Below are 25,582 nucleotides of genomic sequence, written 5' to 3'. Positions count from 1 at the left end.
CGGCGGTACCGGTCTCGGCGGTACCGGTCTCGGCGGTACCGGTCTCGGCGGTGCCGGTCTCGGCGGTACCGGTCTCGGCGCTCGGGTTCACGGACGCGTGCCCTTCCCTGGGCGGTGCGCTGGGCAGCACCGGTGAACTGATCGGCGGGATTCTAATACCCTCGGTTCCATGGGACGGGGCAGTCCGTCAGGTCCGACGAGGCAGTGGGAGCCATGCGCCGACCGTTGATCTCCGCAGCCGTGGTGCTGCTGCTCTCCGGGGCCGCGGGCTGCTCCTCGTCCGGCTCCGACGACACGCCGGGGAAGGCCCCGGGCCCGGCGTCGGCCGGCACCACGGCCGGGGAGGGACCGGAGACCGGCGGCACACCGGGCGGCGACGGCCCGGCCACCACGGGCGACAGCGACAGCAGCGACGACGGCGACGGCACGGCCGACGGCGAGGCCACGGCCCCCTCCTCGCCGCCCCCCGGCGTGCTGTTCGGTGCCGACCGGCTGCCCACGCCCGCCGCCGACCGCTGCCGCACCGGGGATCTGACGGCCGCGGCCCGCAGCACCGGCCGGGGGCGCGTCTCGGTCGTCCTCACCAACCGGGGCGACGGTTCCTGCACGGTCCGCGGCTTCCCCTCCCTGCTGTTCGTCGGCGAGGCCGGCCGCACCGAACTTCCCGTCGACTGGGCGGGATCCGCCGAGGACGCGCCGGAGGTCGATCTCTCCCCCGGCGCCTCCGCCTCGGCCGAACTCACCTTCACCAGCCTCGACGAGTGCGAGCCCCTCGCCCGTCTCGACGTGGTGCCGCCCGGCGAGTCCCGGCCGCTGGACCCCGCCTTCACCACGCCCGGCGGCGACAGGACCGAGGTCCGTATCTGCGACACCGGTGTCCGCGTGCAGGCGTTCACGCCGGAACACTGAAGCGCCGGGGCGACGACGCATAGACACGCCGAAGCAGCGACGCGCCGGCGCCCTACCGGCCGGGCGGCCTGGCCGGGCCCGTGCCCTCCCGGTGCAGGGCCCGTAAGATCCGGCCGGCCTGGAGCGGGTCGGCGGGCAGGACGTGGGAGGCGAACCAGCGGGCCGGCCCGGGGGCGGGGGACGGGTCGGCGAACTCCTCCCCCGCGTAGTCGTCGAGCGGCGGATCGTAGAGGTAGCCCGCGACCACGCCATGGGTGACCAGACGGTCCACCAGCGTGTCGCGGTCCTGGACGAGCAGGGGCACGCGGAAGAGGGGCAGCACGCCGTCGTGGGCCCTCTCACGCAGGAGGGGCGTGGCCCACACGCTGTCCGACAGCCGGGTGACACCGGCCCGGCAGCGGGTGAGGGTGCGGTCCAGCGCCGCGAGCCGGACGCCCAGCTGCCCCCGGACCAGCGGGCCCTGCCGGGCGCGGTAGGTGTGCAGATCGACGCGGACCCAGGGCTCGTACGCGGTGAGGCTCGGCGCCTTGTGCGCGCCGGCCGCCAGCCGGGCGGCATGCAGGTCCATGCGGTAGCCGTCGCGCTCCAGCAGGCCCAGGCGCTGGAGGGTCCGCCACACCGGGCGGACGAGGCCCAGGCGCCGTACCGCGGAACGGGCCAGCGGGCGCAGGGCCGTCTCCAGGTCCGCGCGCAGTCTGCCCGGGACCAGGAGGTCGTCGCGCAGGGCCTCCAGCTCACGGCGGTCGCGGGGGTCGTCCACCGCGAGGAAGCCGCCCGCCATGCCGGCCGTGTGCTTGGACAGGCTGAACGCGGCCGCCTCGCCGAAGGTGCCGACCGGCCGCCCGTCGACATGGGTGCCGATGGCGTGCGCGGCGTCCTCGATGAGGGGGATGCCCAGCTGGTCGCAGCGGCGGCGGATCTCCACGACCCGGTCCGGCATGCCGTACAGGTTGGTGGTCAGCACCGCGTCCAGGCCGCGCCAGGTGGACTCGGGGACGGCGTCGGGGTCGATGTTGCCGTCCCACACGGAGACGGGTGCCTGGACGGGGCGCAGTCCGGCGGCCAGGACGACGAACAGGATGACGTCGTCGTTGACCGGCGACATCAGCACCCGTCCGCCGGGCCGGCACCAGCGCCGCAGGGCCAGGTACAGGGCCAGTCTGGCCGAGGGCGTGTAGACGCACGCGCGGCCGAGCCGTCGCGTCATCCGGGCGGCGAGCCGGGTTCCGTACGGCACGGTCACCCCTCTTCCGTGCGCCGGGCGCGGGCGGCGGGACCGGGCGGGCGGGTGCGGACCGAGGTGCGCAGCGCCCCCGCCGCCCGCAGCAGCCGGTCCGCCGGGGCGCGCAGGCCGGGGTGGGCGAGGACGGTGTTGCGCAGTCCGCGGACCGGCCGGCGCCACATGCGGTGGGCGGCGGCGACGGGGTGCGGCCGGGTCGCGAACCCCTCGCCGACGCGCAGTTCGCGGGTCTTGAGCCAGTCCTTGTACTCCTTGTCGCCGCGCCCCATGTCCATGAGGGTGACGCCGTCCCGGCCGGCCGCCTCGGCCATGCGCAGGTGCATCATCAGGCCGGGCGAGTAGTAGGCGAACTCGGGGTCGTAGGCGGTGAACCAGGCCGCGAGCACCGTGCGGGAGCGGGGGCCGAAGTGGGCGGCGACGGGCCGGTCCCCGGCGTACACGACCGACAGCAGGCCGGTGAAGTGCTCCTCTCGGACGTCGAAGAGGTGCTCGGCGAGCGCGACGATCCACGGCCGGGAGAACCGGTCCGTCCGGCCGGTCCTGCGGTACTGGGCGGACTTCCAGCGCATGAGGGTGCGCAGCATGCGCGGGTCGCGCTCGTCGAGGACGAACCGGAACGCGCCGACCTGCCGGTCCAGCCGGCGCTCCTTCTTCAGGGTCGTCCTGGCGAGGCCGGGGTAGGTGGCGCGCAGCCACTGCGGGTACTCGCCGCCGCCGGGCTCCAGGTCGAGGACCGGGGAGGCGAACCGTCCGGTGACGGCGGCGTCGAACGGCTTCTGCTCCCCGACGAGATGGTCGAACTCGAAGACGGACAGTCCGCAGGCGCGCAGGAGTTCACCGGTGTCCCAGGTGACTCCGGGCCGGTGCACGAGGGCCTGGCAGTCGGACAGACCGAGTCCGATGGCCCGGCCGACGCCGAGTGCGCCCTTCTCGTACGGGAGGAAGCCGACGGGTTCGCCGTCCTCGTGGAGCACGGCCACATGGGCTCCGCCGCGGGTGAGGCCCACGGCGGCGGCGAACTCGGGGGACAGGAAGGGGTTGGCGAAGCCCGGCGACTCGTCCATCGCGCGGTGCCAGGCCCTGCGGAGCGGGGTGCTCAGCTCCTGGGGGCGGTGGATCGTGATGTCCCTGTTCACGGAACTGCTCGGGGCGCTGTTCCTGGAACTGTTCGTGGAACTGTTCGTGGAACTGTTCGTGGATCTGTTCGTGGACCGTACGGATCGCATGGCCGACCGCTCCCCCCGGTTCCCCCATGACGCGTCGAGGGTCAAACGTCGCGAAACTGCACGCATCCTGTCAAGAGGGCCGACAACAGGCGGCGGTGTCACACCGGGCGGCCGGCCTCCCGCATCCGCCCGTACGCGTACACGCACCCGGCGAGCGCCAGGTCGGACAGCAGCATGAAGCCGATGGAGTAGGACCCCTTGGCGCTGTAGACGGCGCCCATGACCAGGGGCGGGACGAAGCCGCCGAGGCCGCCCACGGCGCCGACGATGCCGGTGACGCTGCCGACCTGGGGCTGCGGCGTGACGCGGGCGACGAGCGCGAAGACGGAGCCGCTGGCGGTGCCGAGGCCGGCGGCCGTCAGCAGCAGGGCGACGGTGGCGCCGGGGTTCAGCTCCGGGTCGAAGGACTGGACCATCGCCAGCAGGGCGACCGTGCCCAGCGCCCAGGAGGTGACGACCGCCGGGTGCACCCGGTCGGCGATCCAGCCCCCGATCGGCCGGAAGACGACGGCGACCAGGGCGAAGCCCGCGGCCTTGGTGCCGGCCTCGGTGGCGCTCAGGCCGTACCAGGTCCTGAGGTACGTGGGCAGGTAGACGCCGAAGGCCACGATGCCGCCGAAGCCGATGGCGTACAGGGCGGACAGCTCCCAGGTGACACGCAGGCGGCCGGCCCGGGCCAGCCGGGTGGTCAGCGGAGCGCTGGGAACGGGTCGGCCGGGGTGATCCTCGATCAGGAAGTACGCGGCGACCGCGAACACCGCGAGGGCGAGCGCCAGGACGGTGAACGGCAGGTTCTCGCTCTGCCGGTACATCCGCGGGGTGAAGTAGCCGGACAGGGCCACGCCGCCCATGCCCATCCCGAAGACGCCGATGGCCGCGCCGCGCCGGGCGGGCGGGAACCAGGAGTTGACCAGCGGGACCCCGATCGCGAAGGTCGTGCCGCCGAGGCCGAGGACGAACCCGACGGCGATGAGCGCGCCGTAGGAGTTCTTGGCCGGGATCAGCAGCAGCACCGGCACGATCGTCAAGGCGCTGACCAGCGGGAACATCAGCCGGGCGCCGTAGCGGTCGGTGAGGGCGCCGACCGGGACGCGGCCCAGGGAGCCGATCAGGACGGGGACGGCGACCAGCAGGGACTGGGCGAAGGAGCTCATGTGGAGCCGCTCGTCGAGGTCGGCGGCGAGCGGGGCGATGAGGTTCCAGGCCCAGAAGGTGAGGGTGAAGCCGACGGTGGCCGTCACCAGGTTCCGCCACGCGGCGGCGGGCGGCGCGTCACCGCTCTTCTCGGCGGCGGGCCTCTCGGGCTTCTCGCTGGGGCGTCGGCCGGTCGTGGACACGCCTCCGATGATCGGGCGGCCCGCGGGGGTCCGCATCCCGGAGCGGGCCGCACGGTGTCACGCGCGCGGCCTGGTCGCGGGCCGCATCCGGAAGGAGACGGCCTCCGCCGGACGCCGGTGCGCGGTCTTCTGCACGGCGGCGATCCGCCGGCGGCCGTCCCCGGAGTCCCGTACGACCGTGTGGGTGGCGCGCTTGTCGAGCCGCACGGGGCGCCGGCCCCTGCGGACGCCGCCGCGCGTGAGGACCACGGTCGTGTCCCGGCCCGGCAGCCGCAGGTCGACGATCTCCAGGGTCAGGGTGGTGCCCTTGAGGAAGCTGTCGAACAGGTCCTGGTGGGCGCGGCCGACCTGTACGCACTGAACATCCTCGGCCTGTCCGGCCCGATGCCCCCGGGCGAGCCGGGCACCCGCACCGGACTCACCACCGGCCCGACGACCCGGCTGATCGACCGCCTCGAACAGGCCGGCTACGTCCGCCGCACACCGACCCGGGCGACCGGCGCAGGATCATCGTCGAGCCGGTCGCCGAACCGGCCGGCCTCGACCACGCCATGGCCCCGGCGCGCAGACGCGTCGGCGACATCGTCCGTGGCTGCTCGCCCGACGAACTGCGGGTTCTCTTCGACTGCTTCGGCCGCGCGGCGGAGGCGTTCACGGAGTCGGCCGAGGAACTGCGCAAGGGGGGACGGACGGCTGACGGCCGTTACGCTTCCTCCATGGCAAAGGCCGGTGGCGAACAGATGAGCGTGGTGACCGCGCTGGTGCGGTCCTCGTACCTGGTGAATGCCGTGTACGCCGATGCGAGCCACGCGTACGGGCTGACCCCGCAGCAGGGGAAGCTGCTGTGCGTGCTGATGCCCCAGCCCTACGGGATGCGGGAGCTGGGCGAGATGCTGGGGCTGGCGAAGTCGAGCCTGACGGGACTGGTGGACCGCACGGCGCAGCGCGGACTGGTACGCCGTGAGGCGGATCCCCGCGACGGGCGGGCGGTGCGGGTGGCGCTGACGGAGGACGGCGCCCGGCTGGCCGAGGAGTTCTACGACGAGACGTGCCGCCGGATCGACGAGCTGCCCTCGGGCCTGAACCCGCAGGAGCGCGACCGGCTGGCCGCGCTCCTGGCCCGGGTGGTGGAGGACAACAAGGTGCCCGAGGTGTTCATCGACCCGCAGGGCTGAGCCGTCCGGGGCCGGGGCGGTGCCGCCCGGCACCGCGGGCGGCGCCGGGCGGGGTCACGGCCGCGCCTCGGGCGCCTGCGTGCCGAACAGCTCGTGGAACATGCCCACGAACAGGTCCGCCCCCTCTTCAACGGGGTTTCCCGGAGGGGCGGTCGAGGAGGGCCAGCGTCACGGTCGCCACGAGGGACGCTCCCGCCGTCACCGTCATCGCCGTTGCCGCGGAGGTCAGTTGGGCCACCGTTCCGGCGAGCACGGCGCTCACGCCCTGGCCGGTGAGCATCCCCGCGGAGTGCAGCCCGAGCGCGTGGCCCGTCAGGCCCTCGGGCGTCAGCGAGACCAGGCGCTCCTGCTGGACCAGCGACGCGCCGAACCCGATCGAGGCGAGGGCCGCCAGAGCGGCGGCCACCGGGAGCGACGGCCGCAGGAGGAACAGCAGATAGGGGCCGGCCAGCAGAAGCAGCAGCGGCGTCGCCGCCCGGCGCCCGAGCCGGGCGGGCAGCAGCCTGCCCACGGCCACGTCCCCCGCCAGCATCCCCAGCGCCGCGCAGGCGAACAGCGTGCCCGCCCCCTCCGGGTCGTACGGCACGAACAGCGCCTCGCAGCCCACCACCAGGCCGTTGGGCACCCACAGCCCCAGGAACACCAGGCGGCGTGCACGCGAGGACCACAGCAGGGCGTTGCCGCGCCAGGTCGCCGCGACCGACGGACGGCCCTGCGCACGGGGCGGGCGGCGGGTCAGCCCGAGCCGGGCGGTCAGCGCGGCCGCCGCGTACAGCAGGGCGGCGAGCAGCAGCACGGCGTGCGGCGACAGGAGCGTGACGAGCACGCCGCCCGTGGCGAACCCGGCGATCTGGAGGAGCCCGTTGGTCATGTTGAACACGGCGCGTCCGGGCAGGTAGGCGCCCGCGGGCAGGATCTCGGACAGCAGCCCCCAGCGCACTCCCCCGCCCAGCGCCGCGACCAGGCCCTGGAGAAGGACGACCGCGAACACGGCCGCCAGGGGCAGACCGGGCAGCGCCAGGACGGCCGTACCGGCCGCGAAGGCCAGACAGACGCCGCTCAGCGCGGCCCGCGGGGGCAGCCGGTCGGCGCCCGACAGCAGCAGCGTCGCCCCCAGCACCTGGGCCAGCGACGGGCCGAACATGCTCAGCGCCGACAGCAGCGGCGAGCCGGTCGCCCGGTGCACCAGCGTGCCCAGGGCGAGCCCGGCGACGGTCTGGGCGGCCACCTGCGCGGCGGAGGACAGGAAGAGAGGCGTGAACTGCGGAGTGCGGAAGAGGTCCCGGTAGCGCATGGCCGGGAGTCTGTGCGGGCCGTGCGGCCGCCGTTACTGTTTCGCGGTGCCGCGAAACGTCCGTGCCGGAGGGGGGTCCGATGGGCTGGTGGCAGGTCGACGCCGACACGCTCGCGGGCAGCCGCTTCGTGCTCTCGCCGCTCGCCGAGACCTTCGCGGGCCTGAAGCTGCTCCACGCGGGCACGGCCTCGCATCCGGGTGAGCGGGAGTGGCTGCGCCGCCGTCTCCCGGGCTACCGCGCCCGGCTCGCGGCCGACCCCGTCTCCGCGCTGCTGGTGCGCTCCGGGCTCGGCCGGGAGTGGATCGCCGACTTCCTCACGCCGACGCCGAGGGGCGGCGAGCCCTTCGAGGCGGAGGTGGCGCGCGTACGGGCGGCCCGCCCCGGGGACGCCCGTGCCCATCTGCGCACGGCCCTCGCCGGGCCGCTGCCCGCCGCGCTGGAGCGCGACGACCTGCCGCAGCGGGCCGCCGAACTCCTGGAGTACGTGTGGCACGAGACCGTACGCCCCGACTGGGAGCGGCGCAGACGGGTGCTGGAGGCCGACGTGGTGGCCCGGACCGCCCAGGTGAGCCGGGGCGGCTGGGCGGCCGTGCTGGACGCCCTGCGGCCCGGCACGCGCTGGCTCGGCGACAGCCGGCTCCAGGTCAACGGGCACGAGTATCCGCCGCGCGCGATCGCCGGGGCCGAGCTGGTGTTCGTACCGGTGACCCCGCGCGCGGGCTGGGTCTCCTGGGAGGAGCGGTCACGGTACGCCGTCGTCTACCCGGCCTCGGGTGTCCTCGCCGGGGACGGCGGCCGGGTGCCCGTGCCCGCGGGACTGGGCGCGCTGCTGGGGTCCTCCCGGGCGGCCGTGCTCGTGCTGCTGGCGTCTCCGCTGTCGACGACGCAACTGGTCGCCGTGACGGGGCAGGGGCTGGGGTCGGTGGGGCGGCATCTTCGGGTGCTGCTCGGCTCCGGTCTGGTGGAGCGGCGCCGGGCGGGGAGGTCGGTGCTGTACTCGCGTACGGCGGTGGGGGACGTGCTGGTGCGCGGGGCCGGCGGGGCGTAGTCACCGTACGTCGCCGTCCGTCGCCACCCGTCACCTTCCGTCGCCGTCCGTCGCCACCCGTCACCTTCCGTCGCCGTCCGTCGCCGTCCGCGGGCCGCCGTCGCTCCTCGCGCCCGCGCGGCGGGGCCGCATGCCGCGATACGGCCCCGCACCCCCTGAAAGGGGCGATTCATCTCGCGGCGTTAGCATCCGCACCATGACTACTGACCTCAACGGCACCTCCCCCCTCGGCGTCGAGATAGGGGCCCTCGCCGGCGGCTCCGCGGATCTGGCCTCCTACACCGGCCGGGCCGTCCTCGTCGTGAACGTGGCGTCCAAGTGCGGGCTGACCCCGCAGTACAGCGGGCTGGAGCGGCTTCAGGAGCGGTACGCGGCACAGGGCTTCACCGTGCTCGGCGTGCCCTGCAACCAGTTCCTCGGCCAGGAGCCGGGTTCGGCGGAGGAGATCGCCGAGTTCTGCTCGGCGACGTACGGGGTGACGTTCCCGATGACCGAGAAGGTCGAGGTCAACGGGGAGGGACGGCACCCGCTGTACGAGCGGCTGGTCGGGTTCGCCGACGCCGAGGGCCACACCGGCGACATCCGCTGGAACTTCGAGAAGTTCCTGATCGGGCGGGACGGCCAGGTCGTCGCCCGGTTCTCCCCGCAGACCGAGCCGGAGTCGGCCGACGTCGTCGCCGCCGTGGAGAAGGCGCTCGGCTGAGGCCCCTTGACCTTGCCCCTGGGGCAGGGCGGAGCGTCCTGGTCGCCGGGCGGAACAGGCCGTCCGGTGACGGAGGACGAGGCTGCGTGAGATGGACGACGACGCGACTCTGACCATCGGCGCGTTCGCCGCCCGCGCCCGGCTGTCGGCCAAGGCGCTGCGGCTGTACGACCGGCTGGGGCTGCTGTCCCCCGCGCACGTGGACCCCGCGACCGGCTACCGCCACTACCGGGCGGACCAGGTGGAGCGGGCCCGGCTGGTGGTGCTGCTGCGCCGGCTGGACATGCCGCTCGCGCGGATCGCCGGGATCGCCGACGCGCACGGCGACGAGGCCGCCGGGCTGCTCGACGCGTACTGGGCGGACGTGGAGGCGCGGCTGGCCGCGCAGCGGACGCTGGTCGGCTTCCTCCGTGGACGGCTTTCGGGGAGGAGCTCCGAGATGTACGGAAAGTTCACGGTCGAGACGGTCGAGGTGCCGGCCCAGCTGGTGATCACCGAGTCCCGGCATGTGCTGAGCGAGGAACTGCCCGCCTGGATCGCGGCGTCGCTGGCCCGGCTGGAGGAGGCCGCCGGGACCTGCGGAGGCGTGCCTGGCGCGCCCTTCGTCGTCTACCACTCCGAGGTGTCCACGGAGAGCGACGGCCCGGTGGAGGCGTGCGTGCCGGTCGCCGACGAGGCCGCCGCCCGGGCGTGGGCTGCGGCCCACGGCCGGGAGCGGCAGATGCAGGTGCGGGTGGAGCCCGCCCGGCGTCTGGCCTTCACCCGCGTCGCCAAGGCGCAGGTGGCGTTCCCGCAGATCCTGGCGGCCTTCGAGGCCGTGGAGGAGTGGCTGGAGCGGGAGGGCCTGACGTACGACGGTCCGTGCCGCGAGATCTACTTCGCCGACTGGGACGCGGCCGGACCCGAGGACCCCGTGTGCGACGTGGCGTTCCCGGTGCGGGCGCAGACGGGCTGAGACAGACGCCCGGCGCCGGACGGAGCGGATCCGTGCGGCGCCGGGCACAAGCCGAGCCCCCTCGGCAAGGACGGCGAGCTGGTCGAGAGGGCTCTTCACTGGTGCTTGTCGAGTTGTGTGGGCGGCATCGGCCGAGGATCAGGAAGGTCCTCCCCTCACGCCTTGACCGACGTCACGAACGCCTGCCACGCGGCGGCGGGGAAGTCGAGGGTCGGCCCGTCGGTGACCTTGGAGTCACGCACGGCCAGCGCGGACGGGACGGGGGACTTGACCTCGACGCACGCGCCGTTGCCCTGGGAGTAGGACGACTTGACCCACATGTCCGTCGCACCCTGCTTGATTGCCATTTTCGCTCCGGTAGCCAGTTGCTGAGTTGCTGAATTCGCGCCAACCTTCGTGCTTGATTGGCGTGATCGACGCTACTCGCCAACTCCATCGTCCGGAGCAAGCATTCACCCGACCGGATGACATATTCCAGAGGGACTTCCCTATCGGTCGTGCGCCGGTGTACTGTCCGGCCCTTCACGTCCAGAGGGGGCTCGGCAGGGCCTCAGCTCGCGTAGTCCTTGGCGGCCTTCGCGATGAACTCCCGCGTCTGCTCGACGTTCAGCGCCTGCGCCCTCAAGTGCTCGTACATCACGCTGTACTTGGACACGTCCTGCGCCTTCTCCAGGTACAGGTCGCTGGTGACGCCCTCGATGTAGACCACCGTCGAGTCGGCCGCGTCGGGGAACTCCAGGACGGCGTACTGGCCGCTCACGCCCGGATGGGCACCCATGGAGAAAGGGATCACCTGCACGGTGACGTGCGGCAGTTGCACCATCTCCAGCAGATGCTCCAGCTGCTCGATCATCACCTGCCGGTTGCCGACCTCGCGGCGCAGCACCGCCTCGTCGATCACGGCCCACAGCCTGAGCGGGTTCTCGACCGCGGAAATACGTTCCTGCCTGCGCATGCGCACCTGGACGCGCCGCTCGATGTCGGCCGGTGCGGCCTCCGGCAGCGCACCCGCGATCAGGGCCTCGGCGTAACTGCGGGTCTGCAGCAGGCCGGGCACGACCTGCGGGTCGTACACGCGCAGGCTCGCCGCGTCGGTCTCCAGGCCGATGTAGACGCTGTAGGGGACGTCACCGAAGGCGTGCCACCAGCCCTGCTGGCGCGAGTCCTTGGCCATCTGCATCAGCGAGTCGACGACGCGCTGGTCCTCGACCTCGTAGACCCCGCACAGATCGCGGACGTCGCGCTGGCTGATACTGCGCCGGCCGTTCTCCAGACGGCTGATCTTCGACTGCGACACCAGCAGCCGCTCGGCCACCTCTTCGGCCGTCATGCCCTTGAGCTCACGGAGGCGGCGCAGCTCCTGGCCCAGTCGGCGCCGTCTGACGGTGGGATTGACATTGGACGCCACGGGACGTGCACCTCCGGCTGATGCCTGTATCCGACACTTTGCGTATCTGCTGTTCAGCAGACTGCCACCAAGGTGCTTACTACCGCTGGGAAACGGGGGATATGCGCCAGGTGCACGCCGGTGAACGCCGGACAGCGCGATCCGGACACGGTCGAGCGGGGTGGCACGACCGTGCGGTCGTGCCACCCCGCTCGAACAGCGGCTCCCGTGACCGGGCTTCGGGGTCGTGCGGCGGTGCGGACGCGGCGCACGGCGACACCGGGTCGCCGTACTGCCGTGGAACTGCGGCTCAGTGGGCCACGGCACGCGCCATGGGGCTGTGGCGCGGCTGCACCGGAACACCGTGGGCGGGTTCCGCCGCCCTGGGTCCGGCGGGCTGGCGGCCGGCCTGGGCCGGATTGCGGCGCGGTTGTGCGCCTACGCCGTTCTGGACGTCCATGACGGCGTGCGCCACGAGTCCGCCCATGGGGTCGTGCCGGATCAGATCCCGCAGCCGGGAGCGCGAGGAACGGCCCTCGTTGCCCGGATACAGGTGCTTGCCGAGCCCGACCGCGTGGGCCAGGGCGGCGAGCGCCGCGGTCCGCGGGTCCGGCGGAACGCCGGTGCGGATCGCGGAGTCCAGCCGGGCCCTGATCTCCCGGCTGATCGCCGTGTCCGTCGCCTGGTAGCGAGTCGTCGGCAGCACTCCGCACATCTGGCCCGCCACGGCATGCACCATGCCGCACCGCTCCAGATGCGAGAGGTAGGTCTGGCGGAGCCCGAGACGCGGCCCGCCGATCCAGTGGACGGCCCGAACCGGAGCGCCGCGCCTTCGCAGCAGCTCCAGCGCGCAGTCCAGTGTCGGATCTCCAGTCGGCCGTGGGGACACCACGGCGATACGATCCCCGTCTGGGGCTATCCGTCCGGCCAGCGCCAGCTCCACTAGCTGCGCTCCGGCCAGACCGAGGTCGAGCGACTGCGGCTGTGCAGTGGTACCCGTGGCCGGGTCCAGTGCCAGCAGCAGAAGCTCCTCCGGAATTGTTCTGCGGCTCCTGCCCATCCATGCCTCCCCGCGTGGATGAATGACAGGGTGACCCCTCTCACATTGGTCTGTCGAGGGTGCGTGACCTGTTTGTGAGGGAACCGGCAGGTATGTCGTTCTCGTCTACCACGTCGGTCAGGCCCGCACACAGGACACTGGTACATGGTTCGGACAGCGGTGTGGACAAGGGTCCGGGCGGCGGTTCACGGTTCAGCAGGACGCACGGAGTGCGTGCGGCACGGAGGAGGCATCGGTGGCGGGCGAGTCCCCCGACAGGTCGAAGCAGCGCGAGTCGTCGGCAGAACCGACGTCGGGGAGCGCGGGTCCGGTTCCCGAAGCCCGGAGCGAGTCCCGGGATCCCCGTCTGGCGGTCGCCCGCGGAGGCGGCTCCGGCTCCGGACCCGGCTCCGACACGGCGACGAAGGTCTTCTCCGTCCCGAAGAAGTCCGCCGAGGCGGCCCCGGAGGAGGAGACCGGCTCCGACGCCGGCGGCAAGCGGGACGACGACGCCCGTCTGCGGGCCGCGGTCGCCGCCTGGGTGACCAAGGGCGAGAAGCCGGCCGAGGAGCCGGCGGAAGAGGCCGCCGAGCCCTCTGAGGCCCCTGAGGCCCCTGAGGAGCCCGAGGCGGCCACCGGGGCCCCGGACGGGCCCGAGGCCGCCGAGGAGCCCGAGGAGCACCCTGAGGCGACCACGGAGCCCGAGGAGGCCCCCGAGGCCGACACCCCGGACGCCGAAGGCGAGACGGAAGCCGAAGCCGACACGGAGTCGGAGTCGGAGTCGGAGGCGGAGGCCGAGACGGAGTCGGAGTCGGAGTCGGAGGCGGAGGCGGAGGCCGAGACGGAGTCGGAGGCCGAGGACACCGACGGCGAAGCCGAGGCGGAGTCGGACGCCGCGGACGCCGCGGACGCCGCGGACGCCGCGGACGCCGCGGACGCCGCGGACGCCGCGGACGCCGCGGACGCCGACGGCGAGGACGACCCGCAGGGGCCACCCGCAGCCGACGACGAGAGCAGCACGGGTGGTGCGGACGGGAAGACGAAGGCCGGAGGCGAAGCCGAGGCCGACGACGACGAGCCGCAGCCCGCCGGAGGCACGGGCGTCGACCAGCCCACCGCCGTCTTCAAGGCTCCCCGGCCCAAGCCGGCCGTCGACCAGCCCACCACCATGCTCAAGCTGGGTGGGGCCGGGGCGACCAAGGCCCCCGAGCCCAAGCCCGAGCCCGAGCCCGCACCCTCCACCCCCGCACCCGCACCCGCACCCGCACCCGCAGCGGAGCGCCCCAGCAAGTTCGTCCCCCTGGAGCGCACCACCCAGCAGCCCCTTCCGCCCAAGCCCCCGCTCGACCTCCTCGCCGAGCTGACGAACACGCCGCCGCCCCCGCAGACCCCTCTGCGCACGGCGGCCCGGCGCGTGAAGATCTGGACCCCCCTGGTCCTCCTCCTCATCGTCGCCTTCGCGGTCGCACAGTCGCTGCGTCCGCTCCCGGCCCCCGAGCTGACGCTGACCGCGAAGGACAGCTTCACCTTCGACGGCGACCTCGCCGACATGCCCTGGCCCGAGGACGGCCAGGCCGCGCTGGACGTCCAGGGCATCGGCTCCTTCGGCTCCTCCGGTGAGCAGAAGCCCGTGCCGATCGCCAGCGTCGCCAAGGTCATGACGGCGTACCTGGTCCTGCGCGACCACCCGCTGAAGAGCGGCGCCGAGGGCCCGATGATCGAGATCGACCAGGCCGCCGAGGACCAGTCGGTGGCGGGTCAGGAGTCGACCGTGAAGGTGACGGCCGGCGACTCGATCTCCCAGCGCGAGGCCCTGGAGGGCATCCTGATCGCCTCGGCGAACAACGTGGCCCGGCTGCTCGCCCGCTGGGACGCCGGCTCGGAGAAGGCGTTCGTGGCGAAGATGAACGCCGCCGCCGAGGACCTCGGCATGACGAACACGACGTACACCGACCCCTCGGGGCTGAACGACACCACCGTCTCCACGGCCGTGGACCAGGTGAAGCTCGCCAAGGCCGCGATGAAGGAGCCCGCCTTCCGCGAGGTCGCGGCGATGATGGAGTACATCGACTACAAGGGCGACAAGCACCCCAACTGGAACCAGCTGGTCGGCAGGAACGACGTCGTCGGCATCAAGACCGGCACCACCACCTCGGCGCTCGGCAACCTGGTCTTCGCCGCGAAGAAGGAGATCGACGGCGAGACGCGGACCATCGTCGGCGCCGTCGTGCGGCAGCCCCCGGGCGGCTTCGACAACACCATCCTGCAGGGCGCGCTGTCCGCGGGCGACAAGCTGATCCGGGCCGCGCAGGAGCGTCTGAGGTCGGCGGCGATCCTGAAGAAGGGCGACGTCGTCGGCTACGTGGACGACGGCCTCGGCGGCCGCACCCCGGTCGTCGTGACGAAGGACGTCACCGCGGTCGGCTGGGCCGGCCTGAAGGTGGAGCTGGACTTCGCCGCCGACGAGGTGCCGCACACCGCGAAGGCCGGCACCAGGGTCGGCACGCTCACGGTCGGCGACGGCGGCACGGCCGGGGCCGTCAAGGTGCCGGTCGCCCTGCAGGGCGACCTGGCCGAACCGGCCTGGACGGACAAGCTGACGCGTATCTCCTGATCCGCGCCCGCTCACCGCGGCCCGCCTCGGCACCCGCCCCGGGTGACGTCGGCGGGCCGCGTGCTAGCGTCCCGAAACGGGACAAGGTCGCCGGTCATGAGGACATGGCCGTGAAGCCCGCGGGAACTCGCGGCCGACAGCAGAAGACAGGACACGGGGAGTGCCTTCAGGTGGTCACTGCGGAGCCGACACGCGCCGACGACACGGGTACGGACCCGGACACCGGCCCGCGAATACCGCTGTCCGCGTCTGAGGGGTCCGAGGGCTCCGGCCTCCGGCGGGCCGTGTTCGCCGCCCGTGAGGTCTTCCTGCGTCACCCTGTCCTCGCCTTCACGGCCCTCGCGGGCGTCCTGCACATCGTGTGGTTCTTCACCTTCGCGAACAGCGGCGGCGACCTCGCGGCGCAGGACGCCTGGACGGAGTTCGTCGGCCGCCACCCCGCCTCGGCGTACAACCTCGCCTGGTACGGCGGTATGCACCCGGTGTCGTACAGCGTGGTGTCGCCGTATCTGATGTCGGTGCTCGGCGTCCGGACGACGATGATGATCGCCGGGACGGTGTCGGCGGGTCTGCTGACGCTGCTGCTGATGCGCAGCCGCGCGGTCCGCAATCCCCTGTGGGCCTCCCTCGCGGGCGTGTTCGCCCTCCTGTGCAACGCGATCTCGGGCCGGGTCACCTTCGGCCTGGGCACGATGTTCGCGCTCGGCGCGGTCGCGGTGGTGTTCTGCTGGCCGTACAAGTGGCGCTACAAGCGATGGGCGAAGGCGCTGTGCGCGGCCCCGCTGGCGGCGCTCGCCACGATGTCCTCGCCGGTCGCGGGACTGTTCGTGGGGCTGATCGCGGCGGCGCTGTTCCTCCAGAAGCGGCTGCCGGGCGCCTGGGCGCTGGGGCTCGGGCCGACCGCGGTGGTGGCGGTGTCCGCGTGGGCGTTCCCGTTCTCCGGCACCCAGCCGATGTCGTTCGCCTCGGCCGTCCTGCCGCTGCTGTTCGCGGTCGTCGTCCTCGTGGTCGTCCCCCGCGACTGGAAGACCGTACGGATCACGGCGGCGGTGTACGGGACCGCGGTGCTGCTGGTGTGGCTGATCAGCTCGCAGATCGGCTCCAACGTCACGCGTCTGGCGATGCTGTTCGCGGGGGTGGCCCTGGTCGCGGCCCTGCCGTTCGCGGTGCCGCGCTCGCGCAAGTGGTACGTGATCGTCGTCGCGTTCGCCGGGTTCACCGGGTGGATCGGCTTCAAGACGGTCGACGACATCATCCACACCACCCCGGCCGCGTCCTGGGCGCGCGAGCTGGCGCCGCTGGTCAACGAGCTCCAGGAGGTCGGTGCCGACCAGGGCCGGGTGGAGGTCGTCCCGGCCCGCTCGCACCGCGAGGCGTCCGCGCTCGCGCCGTACGTGAACCTGGCCCGCGGCTGGAACCGCCAGGCCGACATGGAGCGCAACCCGCTCTTCTACGACGACACCCTGAACTCGGCGAACTACCACGAGTGGCTGGGCCGCTGGGCGGTGCACTACGTGGTGCTGCCCAAGGACGATCCGGACGGACCGGGCGCCGAGCGGGAGCGGGAGCTGGTGCAGCGGGGGCTGCCGTATCTGCGGCAGGTGTGGGGCGACGCCAACTGGCAGCTGTTCGTGGTGACCGACCCGACTCCGCTCGCGGACCCGCCGGCCACGGTGGAGCGGGCCGACCAGGGCGAGATGACGCTGAAGGTGTCGGAGCCGGGCCGGATCCTCATCCGGGTCCCCTACTCGCCCTGGCTGAAGCTGGTCGACGCCGACGGCAAGGGGGTGGAGCCGCCCCGGGAGACGGGGGCCTCCGAGGACCGGGCCGAGGGCACGCCGAAGACGTACGAGAACGTCGCCGGCTGTCTGATGGACACCGAGGAGGACGAGCTCGGCGTCAAGTGGACCGAGCTGCTGGCGCCGCGGGCGGGCACCTACCGCCTGGCCTCGCCCTACGAGCTGCCACGCGGCACGCCCTGCCCGGAGGAGCTGCGCTGATCAGCGGAGCCGGTCGACATGGGTGTCGGTGCCGGGCACGGTCGGCACGAACGGGGCGACCAGTTCCACCCGCCCGAGCCCGGTCGCGGCGATCTCCTCGTCCAGGCCGGTGAAGTGCTCCTTCCAGCAGGCCCGCGGATCGGCCTGGAGGAACCACAGCAGGGTCAGCCGGGTGTCCGTGCCCTCGACCTGCTTCACGTAGGTCATGCGGTCGCCGGGCAGCGGGGTGGGCCGGAAGACGGTGACCATGGCGGCGGGTGAGCCCGCGAGACGCCGGGGCAGACCACGGGCGGTCAGCAGCCGCAGCAGTTCGGGGCGGGCCTCGGCCGTCACGGCGTCGGTCACCTGGAGGACCAGTCCCTCGTAGGGGTGGTCCAGTGCGTGGAGGTCCCGGGGGCCCGCGGCGCCGTCGCGGTAGACGGTCGCCTCGTGGTCCTGGAACGCGGTGAAGACGTGGGTGCGGTCGCGGTAGACGCGGGCGTCGCGGTTGAGGCGCTTGTTGATCGCGACGGTCCAGCGCATGTGGTCGTCGTAGCGGCCCGCGGTGATCCAGTACGTGGAGAGGTAGCAGCCGGCGGTGACCGGGCGGGCCACCGCCGACCGCTCCGGGTAGCGCAGGAGCTGGAGGTCCCGGGTGGCGACCCAGCGGCGCCCCGCGTACATCCAGGGCATGGCCATGGCTCCGGCGTAGTAGTGGTCGTCCTCGTACCAGCGGTTGTAGGCGTACTCGTGGCCCGGGTGCGGCTCGACCATGGTGATCAGGGCGTGGCCGGGGCGGACGCCGTAGGGGCCGGCGGAGGCCAGTTCGGCGTAGAGATCGCTGCGGGTGTCGTCGCTCATGCCCGTTCCCCTTTCCTTCGGTCGCCCATACTCTGACGGACCGTCAGGTGATGCGCCAGAGCGAGGGAGGGCTCTCATGCCGCTGCTCACGGGCAGGACCGTCGTCGTCTCGGGGGTCGGGGCCGGGCTCGGGCACCAGGTCGCGGCGGCGGTGGTGCGGGACGGCGGGAACGCCGTGCTGGGGGCGCGGACGGAGGCGAACCTCGCGGCCTGCGCCGCCGAGGTCGACCCGGACGGGGCGCGCACGGCGTACCGGGCGACGGACATCACCGACGAGGGGCAGTGCGAGGCGCTGGCCGAGCTGGCGCGGGCACGGTTCGGGCGGATCGACGCGGTGGTCCACGTGGCCGCCTGGGACGGCCACTTCGGCGGGCTCGCGGACGCGGACTTCACGACCTGGCAGAAGGTGATCGACGTCAATCTGCTGGGGACGCTGCGGATGACCCGGGCCTGTCTGCCGCTGCTGCGGGCGCGCGGCGGCTCGGTGGTGATCATCGGGACGCAGTCGGCCGTGGCCGCGCCCTCACAGGTGCGGCAGGCGGCGTACGCGGCGTCGAAGGGGGCGCTGACCAGTGCGATGTACTCGCTGGCCAGGGAGCTGGGGCCGGACCGGGTCCGGGTCAACACCGTGCTGCCGGGGTGGATGTGGGGGCCGCCGGTGCAGGCGTACGTGCGGTTCACGGCGCACACGGAGGGCGTGCCGGAGGAGGAGGTGCTGGGGCGGCTGGCCTCACGGATGGCACTGCCGGAACTGGCGACGGACGGGGACGTGGCCGACGCGGCGGTGTTCCTGGCGTCGGACAGGGCCCGTGCGATCACCGGACAGTCATTGCTGGTCAACGCCGGGGAGCTGATGCGATGAGTTCACATCCATGAACTGAAGCCATCATCACGAATGATTTTACCTCCCTTTGACCTCACGCTCACTTGTCGTGCTCACGCGGCAGCGCCCACGATGAGCGCCGGTCGACCCCTGGGAGGACACGCATGAACGGGCTGGACTGGGCCGTGCTCATCGGCTATTTCGGCGTGATGGTGGCCATCGGCGTCTGGTCGCACAAGCGGGTGGACAACGTCAGCGACTTCTTCACCGCCGGCGGGAAGATGCCGTGGTGGCTCTCGGGCATCTCGCACCACATGTCGGGCTACAGCGCGGTGATGTTCACCGGCTACGCGGGCATCGCCTACACCTACGGCGTCACGTCCTTCGTGACCTGGTCCTTCCCGATCGCCCTCGGCATCGCCGTCGGGTCGAAGCTGTTCGCGCCGCGCATCAACCGGCTGCGCTCCCGGCTCCATGTGGCCTCCCCGCTGGAGTACCTGAAGAACCGCTACGACCTCAGGACCCAGCAGGCGCTGGCCTGGTCGGGCATGCTGCTGAAGATCGTGGACGTCGGGGCGAAGTGGGCGGCGATCGCCACGCTGCTGTCGGTCTTCACGGGCGTCAGCCTGAACCAGGGCATCCTGATCACCGGCGTGATCACCGGCGTCTACTGCACGATCGGCGGCCTGTGGGCCGACGCGCTCACCGAGCTGGGCCAGTTCGTCATCCAGCTGCTGGCCGGTGTCGCGATGTTCGTCGCGGTGGTCATGGAGCTGAACGACAAGGGCATCGGGTTCTTCGGCGCCTGGGACGAGCCCGCCCTGAAGGGACACGGCGAGCCGCTGGTCGGACCGTACGGGACCGTGTTCCTGCTCGCCTTCCTCTTCATCAAGCTGTTCGAGTACAACGGCGGCATGCTCAACCAGGCCCAGCGCTACATGGCGACCCCGTCGCCGCGCGAGGCCGAGCGGTCGGCGCGGCTGTCGGCGGTGCTGTGGCTGGTGTGGCCGCTGGTGCTGTTCTTCCCCATGTGGATGTCACCGCTGCTGGTCGAGGCGCAGAAGCCGGACGGTTCGGACTCCTACGGCCTGATGACCGAACAGCTCCTGCCGCACGGGCTGCTGGGCCTGGTGATCGTCGGGTTCTTCTCGCACACCATGGCGATGTGCTCCTCCGACGCCAACGCCATCGCCGCGGTGTTCACCCGGGACGTGGCTCCGGTGGTGTCCGCGAAGGCGCGTGCCTGGAACGAGCGCAGCGGGCTGATCGCGGCCCGGCTGACGACGGTGGTGTTCCTGGCGCTGTCGATGGCGGTGGCCACCCAGGTCAACTCGCCCGCGTTCAAGGACATCATCACCGTCGTCATCAAGTGGGTGGCCGGCCTGATGGGACCGATCGCGATCCCGATGATGCTCGGCCTGCTGCGGCCCTTCCGCCGCTCCGGACCGACGGCGGCGCTCACCAGCTGGGCGGCGGGGCTGCTGGCCTTCTGGCTGGTCAACTACCCGATCAGCTGGAACATCGACGGCGGGGTCCCGCTCCAGTACCAGGTCTCGATCCCGCTGGCGGTGTCGCTGGTCCTCTACATCGTCATCGGCTTCGTCAAGCCGGAGGACAGCCCCGAGCGGCTCGCCGTCATCGAGCGCGTCAACACCGACGGCGACAGCGCGGCGGCCGTCCCGGCCCAGGCGGGCGGCCCGGTCACCGACCCGGCGAAGGGCCCGTCACAGGGCGTGTGAGACAGGGCGCCTAGGCGTGGCCGCCTCTGGGGTATCTCGCCAGCCAGCCCGGCGAGGAGCCGGAGGGGCCGTGCAGGGCGGGGCCCTGGGTCATCTCCATCGCGAAGTCGTCCGCGAGTTCCAGGACGGTGGGACGGCCCTCCAGTTCGGCCAGCCAGGCCGGCGGGAGGGCCGTCTCGCCGTGGAGGGCGCCGAGCAGCCCCCCGGTGAGGCAGGAGGTGGCGGCCGAGGGGCCGCCGTGGTTGACCGCGAGGCGCAGTCCGTGACGGACGTCCTCGGCGACCAGGGCGCAGTAGACGGCGGCCGACAGCACCCGCTCGGCCGTGCCCGCGCCGGCGAGTTCCTCCACCCGGGCCGGGCCCGGGAGGCCCTGGCGCACCGTGCCGAGCGCCCGCTGGAGCGCCTCGTCGACCTGCTCGTGGCCCGGGCGGGCGGCGAGCAGCCCCATGGCGCGCTGCACGGCTCCGTCGAGGCTGTCGCCGCGGGCGAGGGCGTGCACGATCACGGCGTACGCGCCCGCGGCGAGTCCGGCGGCGGGGTGTCCGTGGGTCTGGGCCGCGCACTCCAGGGCGAGCTGGAGGACGAGCTGCGGCTCCCAGCCGACCAGCAGTCCGAATCCGGCCGAACGCGCGGCCGCCTCGGGCCCGGCCTCGGCCGGATTCTTCGGCGCCTCCAGGGTCCCCATGACCTCGTCGCCGAGCCCGAGCAGCAGCGCGCGGGCCGGACCGCGGCGTGTGTACAGCCACTCCTCGCGGGCGAGCCAGCCGTCGTCCTTGCGGCGCTCGTCGGGTCCCCAGTCGCGCTGGGTGGCCGCCCAGCGCAGATACGCCCGGTGCACATCGGTCGGCGGATGCCAGGCCCCGGTGTCCCGCCGCACCTGGGCCCGTATCAGCCCGTCGACGGTGAACAGCCCGAGCTGGGTGAGGTGCGTGACCGCCCCGCGCCGCCCGTGGGCGGGCACCAGGTCCACCACCCCGTCGGGTCCGTGCTCCCCGCGTATCCCGTCCAGGTCCGCCCCGTCCACGGGCGCGCCCAGCGCGTCACCCACGGCGGCACCCAGCAGCGTCCCCCGCACCCTGCTGCGGAAGTCCTGCTGCTCGGCCCGACCCCACACGCCCCCGGCTGCCGCACCCACCCAGACCTCCCCGGGGCACCGTCCGTATGCACGACAGCTCAGCACTGTAATCGACCGGGAACGGTCGGTTCAGGGGACAAATCGGTCAGCTGCGTGAACACTTCGCCGACGGGGCCGTGCAGGTGCTCGTCCCACCCGCCGTCCGGCCGTCGGTCCTCTCCCCTGCGGGCCCCTCCACGAGCCCGTTGATCACTCGAGCGGCCGGAGGCCGACGAGGGACGCCGGCATCACCGGGCTGATCTCCCGCTTCTTCGGCGGGACAAGGGGCCTGTTCGGTCAACTCTTCGGCTGTCTATGACCGGTAGGGACAACTCCGCATCGGGGAAGATGCTGTCATGTCCATAAACACAACCCCTCACCCCCGCGCAATGCCCCTGGCGGCAGGGGTGTTGACCGCTACGGTCGCGCTCTACATCGCCCTCGTGGCGCTGGGGAACATCACCGACTTCGACTCCAACCAGCAGTTCGTGCGTCATGTGCTGGCCATGGACACGACGTTCAAGGACGAGGATCTGATGGGGAGAGCCGTGACCGGCACGGCGCTCCAGGATGCCGCGTACGTCGGGATCATCGCCTGGGAGACGGTCTCCGCGCTGGTGCTGATCGCGGCGACCTGGCTGTGGGTCCGCCGGCGGCACGGGCTCGCCCGGCGGCTGTCGACCTACGGGCTGCTGATGCTCATGCTGCTGTTCGGCGCCGGGTTCATCGGGATCGGCGGCGAGTGGTTCGCGATGTGGCAGTCGGAGGACTGGAACGGGCTGGACGCGGCGACCCGGGTGTTCCTGATGAGCGGTGTCGTCCTGCTCCTGGTCCAGCTGGTCGCCGTCGAGGACGAGGGCGGGGCGTCTAGCTGACCACGCGCACGGCCGTCCCCGCCGTCGCGAACGCCCACAGCGCGTCCCCCGCCTCCTTGGCCACACGGATGCCGCCCGTCCGCCGGCCCTGCGCGGGCGGCGGGGAGGACCCGTCGAGCGCGTTGGAGAAGCCGATGCTGATGCCCCCCTGGTCGGCGAAGTAGACCACGTGCTCGACGGGCACCCCGTCGGAGCCGGTGGTGGTCTCGGTGCGGGTGCCGACGGTGTAGCGGCCGGGATCGGGGGCGACCGTGCCCGGCCAGACCGTGAAGGACGTGCGCACCGCGTCGCTCGCGTCCACCAGCCAGACCCGGCGCTGGTCGAGCGAGTACACGATCCGGCGCCCGGTGCCGGAGTCGGCCGGCGCGGCGGGCGGGGCCGGCACCGAGGCGCTCGGCCGGGGCGAGGCACTCGCGGACACCGAGGCGCTCGGCCGGGCCGCCGTCGGCTCGGGGCGCGGGCCCTCGTCGGCCCGCACCCCGAGGACGACGACGGCGGCGACCGCGCCCGCGGTCAGTCCGGTGACCCAGACCCATGAAGGCAGTCGGGCAGACACGGGCGCTCTCCTCAGTCGCTCGGGCAGCCACGGCGGCTCACCAGGGCCGCCGGGTCGGATCATCGTACTGACAGGTTAAGGCTGCTCAGTCCAGCACCGGCAGCAGCTCCGGCAGATGCCCGTCCGAGGCGGCCGCGGCCGCCTGCCGCTCCTGCGGGACCTCGCCGTACAGCGTGGTGCGGGGGCGGGCCGGACGGCCTGCGGCCCCGGCGACCGCGACCAGGTCCTTGACCGACTTGTAGGAGCCGTAGGAGGAGCCCGCCATGCGGGAGATCGTCTCCTCCATCAGGGTGCCGCCCAGGTCGTTCGCCCCGGAGCGCAGCATCTCGGCCGCGCCCTCGGCGCCGAGTTTGACCCAGCTCGTCTGGATGTTGGGGATCCACGGGTGCAGCAGGAGGCGGGCCATCGCCGTGACCGCCCGGTTGTCCCGCATCGTCGGCCCCGGCCGCGCGATGCCCGCCAGGTACACCGGCGCGTTGGTGTGGATGAACGGCAGCGTCACGAACTCCGTGAAGCCGCCCGTCTCCCGCTGGATCCCCGCGAGGGTGCGCAGATGCCCCAGCCAGTGGCGGGGCTGGTCGACGTGGCCGTACATCATCGTCGACGAGGAGCGGATGCCCAGCTCGTGCGCGGTGGTGATCACCTCGATCCAGGTGGCGGCCGGCAGCTTGCCCTTGGTCAGCACCCAGCGGACCTCGTCGTCGAGGATCTCCGCCGCCGTGCCCGGGATCGAGTCCAGGCCCGCCTCCCTGGCGGCGGTCAGCCACTCGCGGATCGACAGACCGGTGCGCGAGGCGCCGTTGACGACCTCCATCGGGGAGAAGGCGTGCACATGCATGCCCGGCACCCGCTCCTTCACCGCCCGCGCGATGTCGAAGTACGCCGTGCCCGGCAGGTCCGGATGGATGCCGCCCTGCATGCACACCTCGACCGCGCCCACGTCCCACGCCTGCTGCGCGCGGTCGGCGACCTGCTCCAGGGACAGGGTGTAGGCGTCGGCGTCGGTGCGCCGCTGCGCGAAGGCGCAGAACCGGCAGCCGGTGTAGCAGACATTGGTGAAGTTGATGTTCCGCGTGACGATGTACGTCACCTCGTCCCCGGCCACCGACCTGCGCACGTCGTCCGCGATGCGGCACAGCGCGTCCAGCGCGGGCCCGTCCGCGTGCAGCAGGGCGAGGGCCTCGGCGTCGGTCAGCCGGGTGGGGTCGTCGGCCGCCGTGCGCAGCGCCTGCCGCACGTCGGTGTCGATGCGCTCGGGGACCATGCCGGGCGCGGCCGCCTCGCGCAGGGCGTCCCAGTCGCCGTAGACCTCGTCGAAGTCTTCACGGCGGTCGAAGGTGCGGCCCTCGGTGTCGATCGTGGCGTGCAGGTCGGTGCGGCCGGAGGGCACGAACGCCTCCTCCGGCTCCTGCCACGGCAGCCCCACGGGCAGCGCGCCGGGCCGTGCGAGCCCGGTCTCAGGGTCGGCCAGCGCGGCCACGTGCGGGCGCAGCCGCGGATCCAGCCAGGGCTCGCCGCGCCGCACGAACTCCGGGTACACGCACAGGCGTTCTTGCAGCTCGAACCCGGCGGCCCGGGAGCGCTCGGCGAGCTCCTCGATCTGCGGCCAGGGGCGCTCGGGGTTGACGTGGTCGATGGTCAGGGGCGACACCCCGCCCCAGTCGTCGATGCCGGCGCCGATCAGCCGCTCGTACTCGGCGTCGACGAGGTTCGGCGGGGCCTGGAGGCACGCGGAGGGGCCCATGACGTGCCGGGCGACGGCCACCGTGGCGACCAGTTCGTCGAGTTCGGCGTCCGGCATCCCGCGCATCGCCGTGTCCGGCTTGGCGCGGAAGTTCTGGATGATCAGCTCCTGGACGCCGTGATGGGCGCGGGCGATCCTGCGCAGCGCGAAGAGGGACTCCGCGCGCTCCTCGAAGGTCTCGCCGATGCCGATCAGAATCCCTGAGGTGAAGGGCACCGAGGAGCGGCCCGCGTCCTCCAGCACCCGCAGCCGCACGGCCGGTTCCTTGTCCGGGGAGCCGTGGTGCGGGCCGCCCGGCTCGGACCACAGCCGGGTCGCGGTGGTCTCCAGCATCATGCCCATGGAGGGCGCGACGGGCTTGAGCCGCTGGAAGTCGGTCCAGCTCATGACGCCCGGGTTGAGGTGGGGCAGCAGCCCCGTCTCCTCCAGGATGCGGACGGATATGGCGCGGACGTAGGCGATGGTGTCGTCGTAGCCGTGCGCGTCGAGCCACTCGCGCGCCTCGGGCCAGCGGTCCTCCGGCTTGTCGCCGAGGGTGATCAGGGCTTCCTTGCAGCCGAGGGCCGCGCCCTTGCGGGCGATGTCGAGGACCTCGTCCGGCGACATGAACATCCCGTGCCCGGCACGCCGCAGCTTGCCGGGGACGGTGACGAACGTGCAGTAGTGGCACTTGTCCCGGCACAGCCGGGTCAGGGGTATGAAGACGCTCTTCGAGTAGGTGATGACGCTGGGGCGGCCGGCCGCCGCCAGGCCCGCGTCGCGCACCCGCGCGGCGGACGCGGTGAGGTCGTCGAGGGCCTCGCCGCGGGCCTGGAGCAGGACGGCCGCCTCGGAGACGTCCAGGGCGACGCCGTCACGGGCGCGTCTGAGGGCGCGACGCAGGGAGTTCTCGGTCGGTCCGGTTCCGGAGGTCGCGGAAGTCGTCATCCTTCGAGAATACGGTCGCGTTGATCAGCGCAGACT

General features: G+C 72.8%; 22 protein-coding genes. 10 read left to right on the top strand and 12 right to left on the bottom strand.

Annotation, left to right across the window (positions count from 1 at the left end):
* Positions 1-213: 213 nt before the first annotated feature.
* Positions 214-909: a DUF4232 domain-containing protein gene (locus ACIQGV_RS26345; protein WP_402498213.1), complete on the top strand. Its 696-nt coding sequence runs from the start codon at positions 214-216 to the stop codon at positions 907-909.
* A 52-nt stretch (positions 910-961) separates the two neighbouring features.
* On the opposite strand, the gene ACIQGV_RS26340 is transcribed toward ACIQGV_RS26345, so the two are convergent.
* The 4 genes from ACIQGV_RS26340 to ACIQGV_RS26325 all read right to left on the bottom strand — a co-directional run bounded on the left by ACIQGV_RS26340 (position 962) and on the right by ACIQGV_RS26325 (position 4,961).
* Complete coding sequence (locus ACIQGV_RS26340; RefSeq protein WP_402498210.1) at positions 962-2,152, bottom strand: DegT/DnrJ/EryC1/StrS family aminotransferase; 1,191 nt, start codon at positions 2,150-2,152, stop codon at positions 962-964.
* Positions 2,149-3,285, bottom strand: a complete 1,137-nt coding sequence (locus tag ACIQGV_RS26335; RefSeq protein ID WP_402498207.1) for a GNAT family N-acetyltransferase — start codon at positions 3,283-3,285, stop codon at positions 2,149-2,151. Before ACIQGV_RS26335 ends, ACIQGV_RS26340 begins: the two co-directional genes overlap by 4 nt.
* A 188-nt stretch (positions 3,286-3,473) precedes the next feature.
* A complete protein-coding gene (locus ACIQGV_RS26330; RefSeq protein ID WP_402498205.1) occupies positions 3,474-4,712 on the bottom strand; it encodes an MFS transporter in 1,239 nt (412 codons plus the stop codon).
* Between the two features lie 57 nt (positions 4,713-4,769).
* Positions 4,770-4,961 carry a hypothetical protein gene (locus ACIQGV_RS26325; RefSeq protein ID WP_402498202.1) on the bottom strand — a complete coding sequence of 64 codons (192 nt, stop codon included), beginning with the start codon at positions 4,959-4,961 and terminating at the stop codon, positions 4,770-4,772.
* A gap of 491 nt (positions 4,962-5,452) precedes the next feature.
* On the opposite strand from ACIQGV_RS26325, the gene ACIQGV_RS26320 reads away from it, so the two are divergent.
* Entirely contained in the window at positions 5,453-5,887 is a 435-nt protein-coding gene (locus tag ACIQGV_RS26320; protein ID WP_402498248.1) for a MarR family winged helix-turn-helix transcriptional regulator, read from the top strand.
* A 127-nt stretch (positions 5,888-6,014) separates the two neighbouring features.
* Here ACIQGV_RS26320 and ACIQGV_RS26315 read toward each other — a convergent pair whose 3' ends face one another.
* Entirely contained in the window at positions 6,015-7,181 is a 1,167-nt protein-coding gene (locus ACIQGV_RS26315) for an MFS transporter (protein ID WP_402498199.1), read from the bottom strand.
* Between the two features lie 80 nt (positions 7,182-7,261).
* On the opposite strand from ACIQGV_RS26315, the gene ACIQGV_RS26310 reads away from it, so the two are divergent.
* The 3 genes from ACIQGV_RS26310 (at position 7,262) to ACIQGV_RS26300 (ending at position 9,888) form a co-directional block, all read left to right on the top strand.
* Positions 7,262-8,230, top strand: a complete 969-nt coding sequence (locus ACIQGV_RS26310) for an ArsR/SmtB family transcription factor (protein WP_402498196.1) — start codon at positions 7,262-7,264, stop codon at positions 8,228-8,230.
* 196 nt (positions 8,231-8,426) lie between these two features.
* Positions 8,427-8,933 carry a glutathione peroxidase gene (locus tag ACIQGV_RS26305; RefSeq protein ID WP_402498193.1) on the top strand — a complete coding sequence of 169 codons (507 nt, stop codon included), beginning with the start codon at positions 8,427-8,429 and terminating at the stop codon, positions 8,931-8,933.
* Positions 8,934-9,024: 91 nt separating this feature from the next.
* On the top strand, positions 9,025-9,888 hold the full coding sequence (locus tag ACIQGV_RS26300; RefSeq protein ID WP_402498190.1) for a MerR family transcriptional regulator: 864 nt from the start codon (positions 9,025-9,027) through the stop codon (positions 9,886-9,888).
* 155 nt (positions 9,889-10,043) lie between these two features.
* Here ACIQGV_RS26300 and ACIQGV_RS26295 read toward each other — a convergent pair whose 3' ends face one another.
* The 3 genes from ACIQGV_RS26295 to ACIQGV_RS26285 all read right to left on the bottom strand — a co-directional run bounded on the left by ACIQGV_RS26295 (position 10,044) and on the right by ACIQGV_RS26285 (position 12,335).
* Complete coding sequence (locus tag ACIQGV_RS26295) at positions 10,044-10,235, bottom strand: DUF397 domain-containing protein (RefSeq protein WP_402498187.1); 192 nt, start codon at positions 10,233-10,235, stop codon at positions 10,044-10,046.
* Between the two features lie 203 nt (positions 10,236-10,438).
* Positions 10,439-11,296 carry a helix-turn-helix domain-containing protein gene (locus ACIQGV_RS26290; protein ID WP_402498184.1) on the bottom strand — a complete coding sequence of 286 codons (858 nt, stop codon included), beginning with the start codon at positions 11,294-11,296 and terminating at the stop codon, positions 10,439-10,441.
* 289 nt (positions 11,297-11,585) lie between these two features.
* A complete protein-coding gene (locus ACIQGV_RS26285) occupies positions 11,586-12,335 on the bottom strand; it encodes a GPP34 family phosphoprotein (RefSeq protein WP_402498181.1) in 750 nt (249 codons plus the stop codon).
* Positions 12,336-12,570: 235 nt separating this feature from the next.
* On the opposite strand from ACIQGV_RS26285, the gene ACIQGV_RS26280 reads away from it, so the two are divergent.
* Together ACIQGV_RS26280 and ACIQGV_RS26275 are read left to right on the top strand one after the other, a co-directional pair.
* Positions 12,571-14,928, top strand: a complete 2,358-nt coding sequence (locus ACIQGV_RS26280; RefSeq protein ID WP_402498178.1) for a D-alanyl-D-alanine carboxypeptidase — start codon at positions 12,571-12,573, stop codon at positions 14,926-14,928.
* A 170-nt stretch (positions 14,929-15,098) separates the two neighbouring features.
* Positions 15,099-16,928 carry an MFS transporter gene (locus tag ACIQGV_RS26275; RefSeq protein ID WP_402498176.1) on the top strand — a complete coding sequence of 610 codons (1,830 nt, stop codon included), beginning with the start codon at positions 15,099-15,101 and terminating at the stop codon, positions 16,926-16,928.
* Here ACIQGV_RS26275 and ACIQGV_RS26270 read toward each other — a convergent pair whose 3' ends face one another.
* Complete coding sequence (locus tag ACIQGV_RS26270) at positions 16,929-17,768, bottom strand: hypothetical protein (RefSeq protein ID WP_402498174.1); 840 nt, start codon at positions 17,766-17,768, stop codon at positions 16,929-16,931.
* A gap of 76 nt (positions 17,769-17,844) precedes the next feature.
* Here ACIQGV_RS26270 and ACIQGV_RS26265 point away from each other — a divergent pair, with 76 nt between their 5' ends.
* Both ACIQGV_RS26265 and ACIQGV_RS26260 read left to right on the top strand, forming a co-directional pair.
* Complete coding sequence (locus tag ACIQGV_RS26265) at positions 17,845-18,630, top strand: SDR family oxidoreductase (protein ID WP_402498171.1); 786 nt, start codon at positions 17,845-17,847, stop codon at positions 18,628-18,630.
* Positions 18,631-18,755: 125 nt separating this feature from the next.
* On the top strand, positions 18,756-20,330 hold the full coding sequence (locus ACIQGV_RS26260) for a sodium:solute symporter family protein (protein WP_402498168.1): 1,575 nt from the start codon (positions 18,756-18,758) through the stop codon (positions 20,328-20,330).
* A gap of 10 nt (positions 20,331-20,340) precedes the next feature.
* On the opposite strand, the gene ACIQGV_RS26255 is transcribed toward ACIQGV_RS26260, so the two are convergent.
* Complete coding sequence (locus ACIQGV_RS26255) at positions 20,341-21,465, bottom strand: ADP-ribosylglycohydrolase family protein (RefSeq protein ID WP_402498166.1); 1,125 nt, start codon at positions 21,463-21,465, stop codon at positions 20,341-20,343.
* Between the two features lie 335 nt (positions 21,466-21,800).
* Between ACIQGV_RS26255 and ACIQGV_RS26250 the strand changes: the two genes are divergently transcribed.
* Complete coding sequence (locus tag ACIQGV_RS26250; protein ID WP_402498163.1) at positions 21,801-22,319, top strand: DUF2165 domain-containing protein; 519 nt, start codon at positions 21,801-21,803, stop codon at positions 22,317-22,319.
* Here the strand turns inward: ACIQGV_RS26250 and ACIQGV_RS26245 are convergent.
* Positions 22,312-22,875, bottom strand: a complete 564-nt coding sequence (locus tag ACIQGV_RS26245; RefSeq protein WP_402498161.1) for a hypothetical protein — start codon at positions 22,873-22,875, stop codon at positions 22,312-22,314. The genes ACIQGV_RS26250 and ACIQGV_RS26245 overlap by 8 nt on opposite strands.
* A gap of 85 nt (positions 22,876-22,960) precedes the next feature.
* A complete protein-coding gene (locus ACIQGV_RS26240; RefSeq protein WP_402498158.1) occupies positions 22,961-25,546 on the bottom strand; it encodes a bifunctional FO biosynthesis protein CofGH in 2,586 nt (861 codons plus the stop codon).
* Positions 25,547-25,582 lie beyond the last annotated feature (36 nt).

Origin of the sequence: Streptomyces sp. NPDC093094 (assembly GCF_044754345.1) — a bacterium.
In the GTDB taxonomy this organism is placed as follows: domain Bacteria; phylum Actinomycetota; class Actinomycetes; order Streptomycetales; family Streptomycetaceae; genus Streptomyces.
Note: the sequence above shows the minus strand (reverse complement) of the source record. Positions and strands in the feature narration are given on the sequence as shown.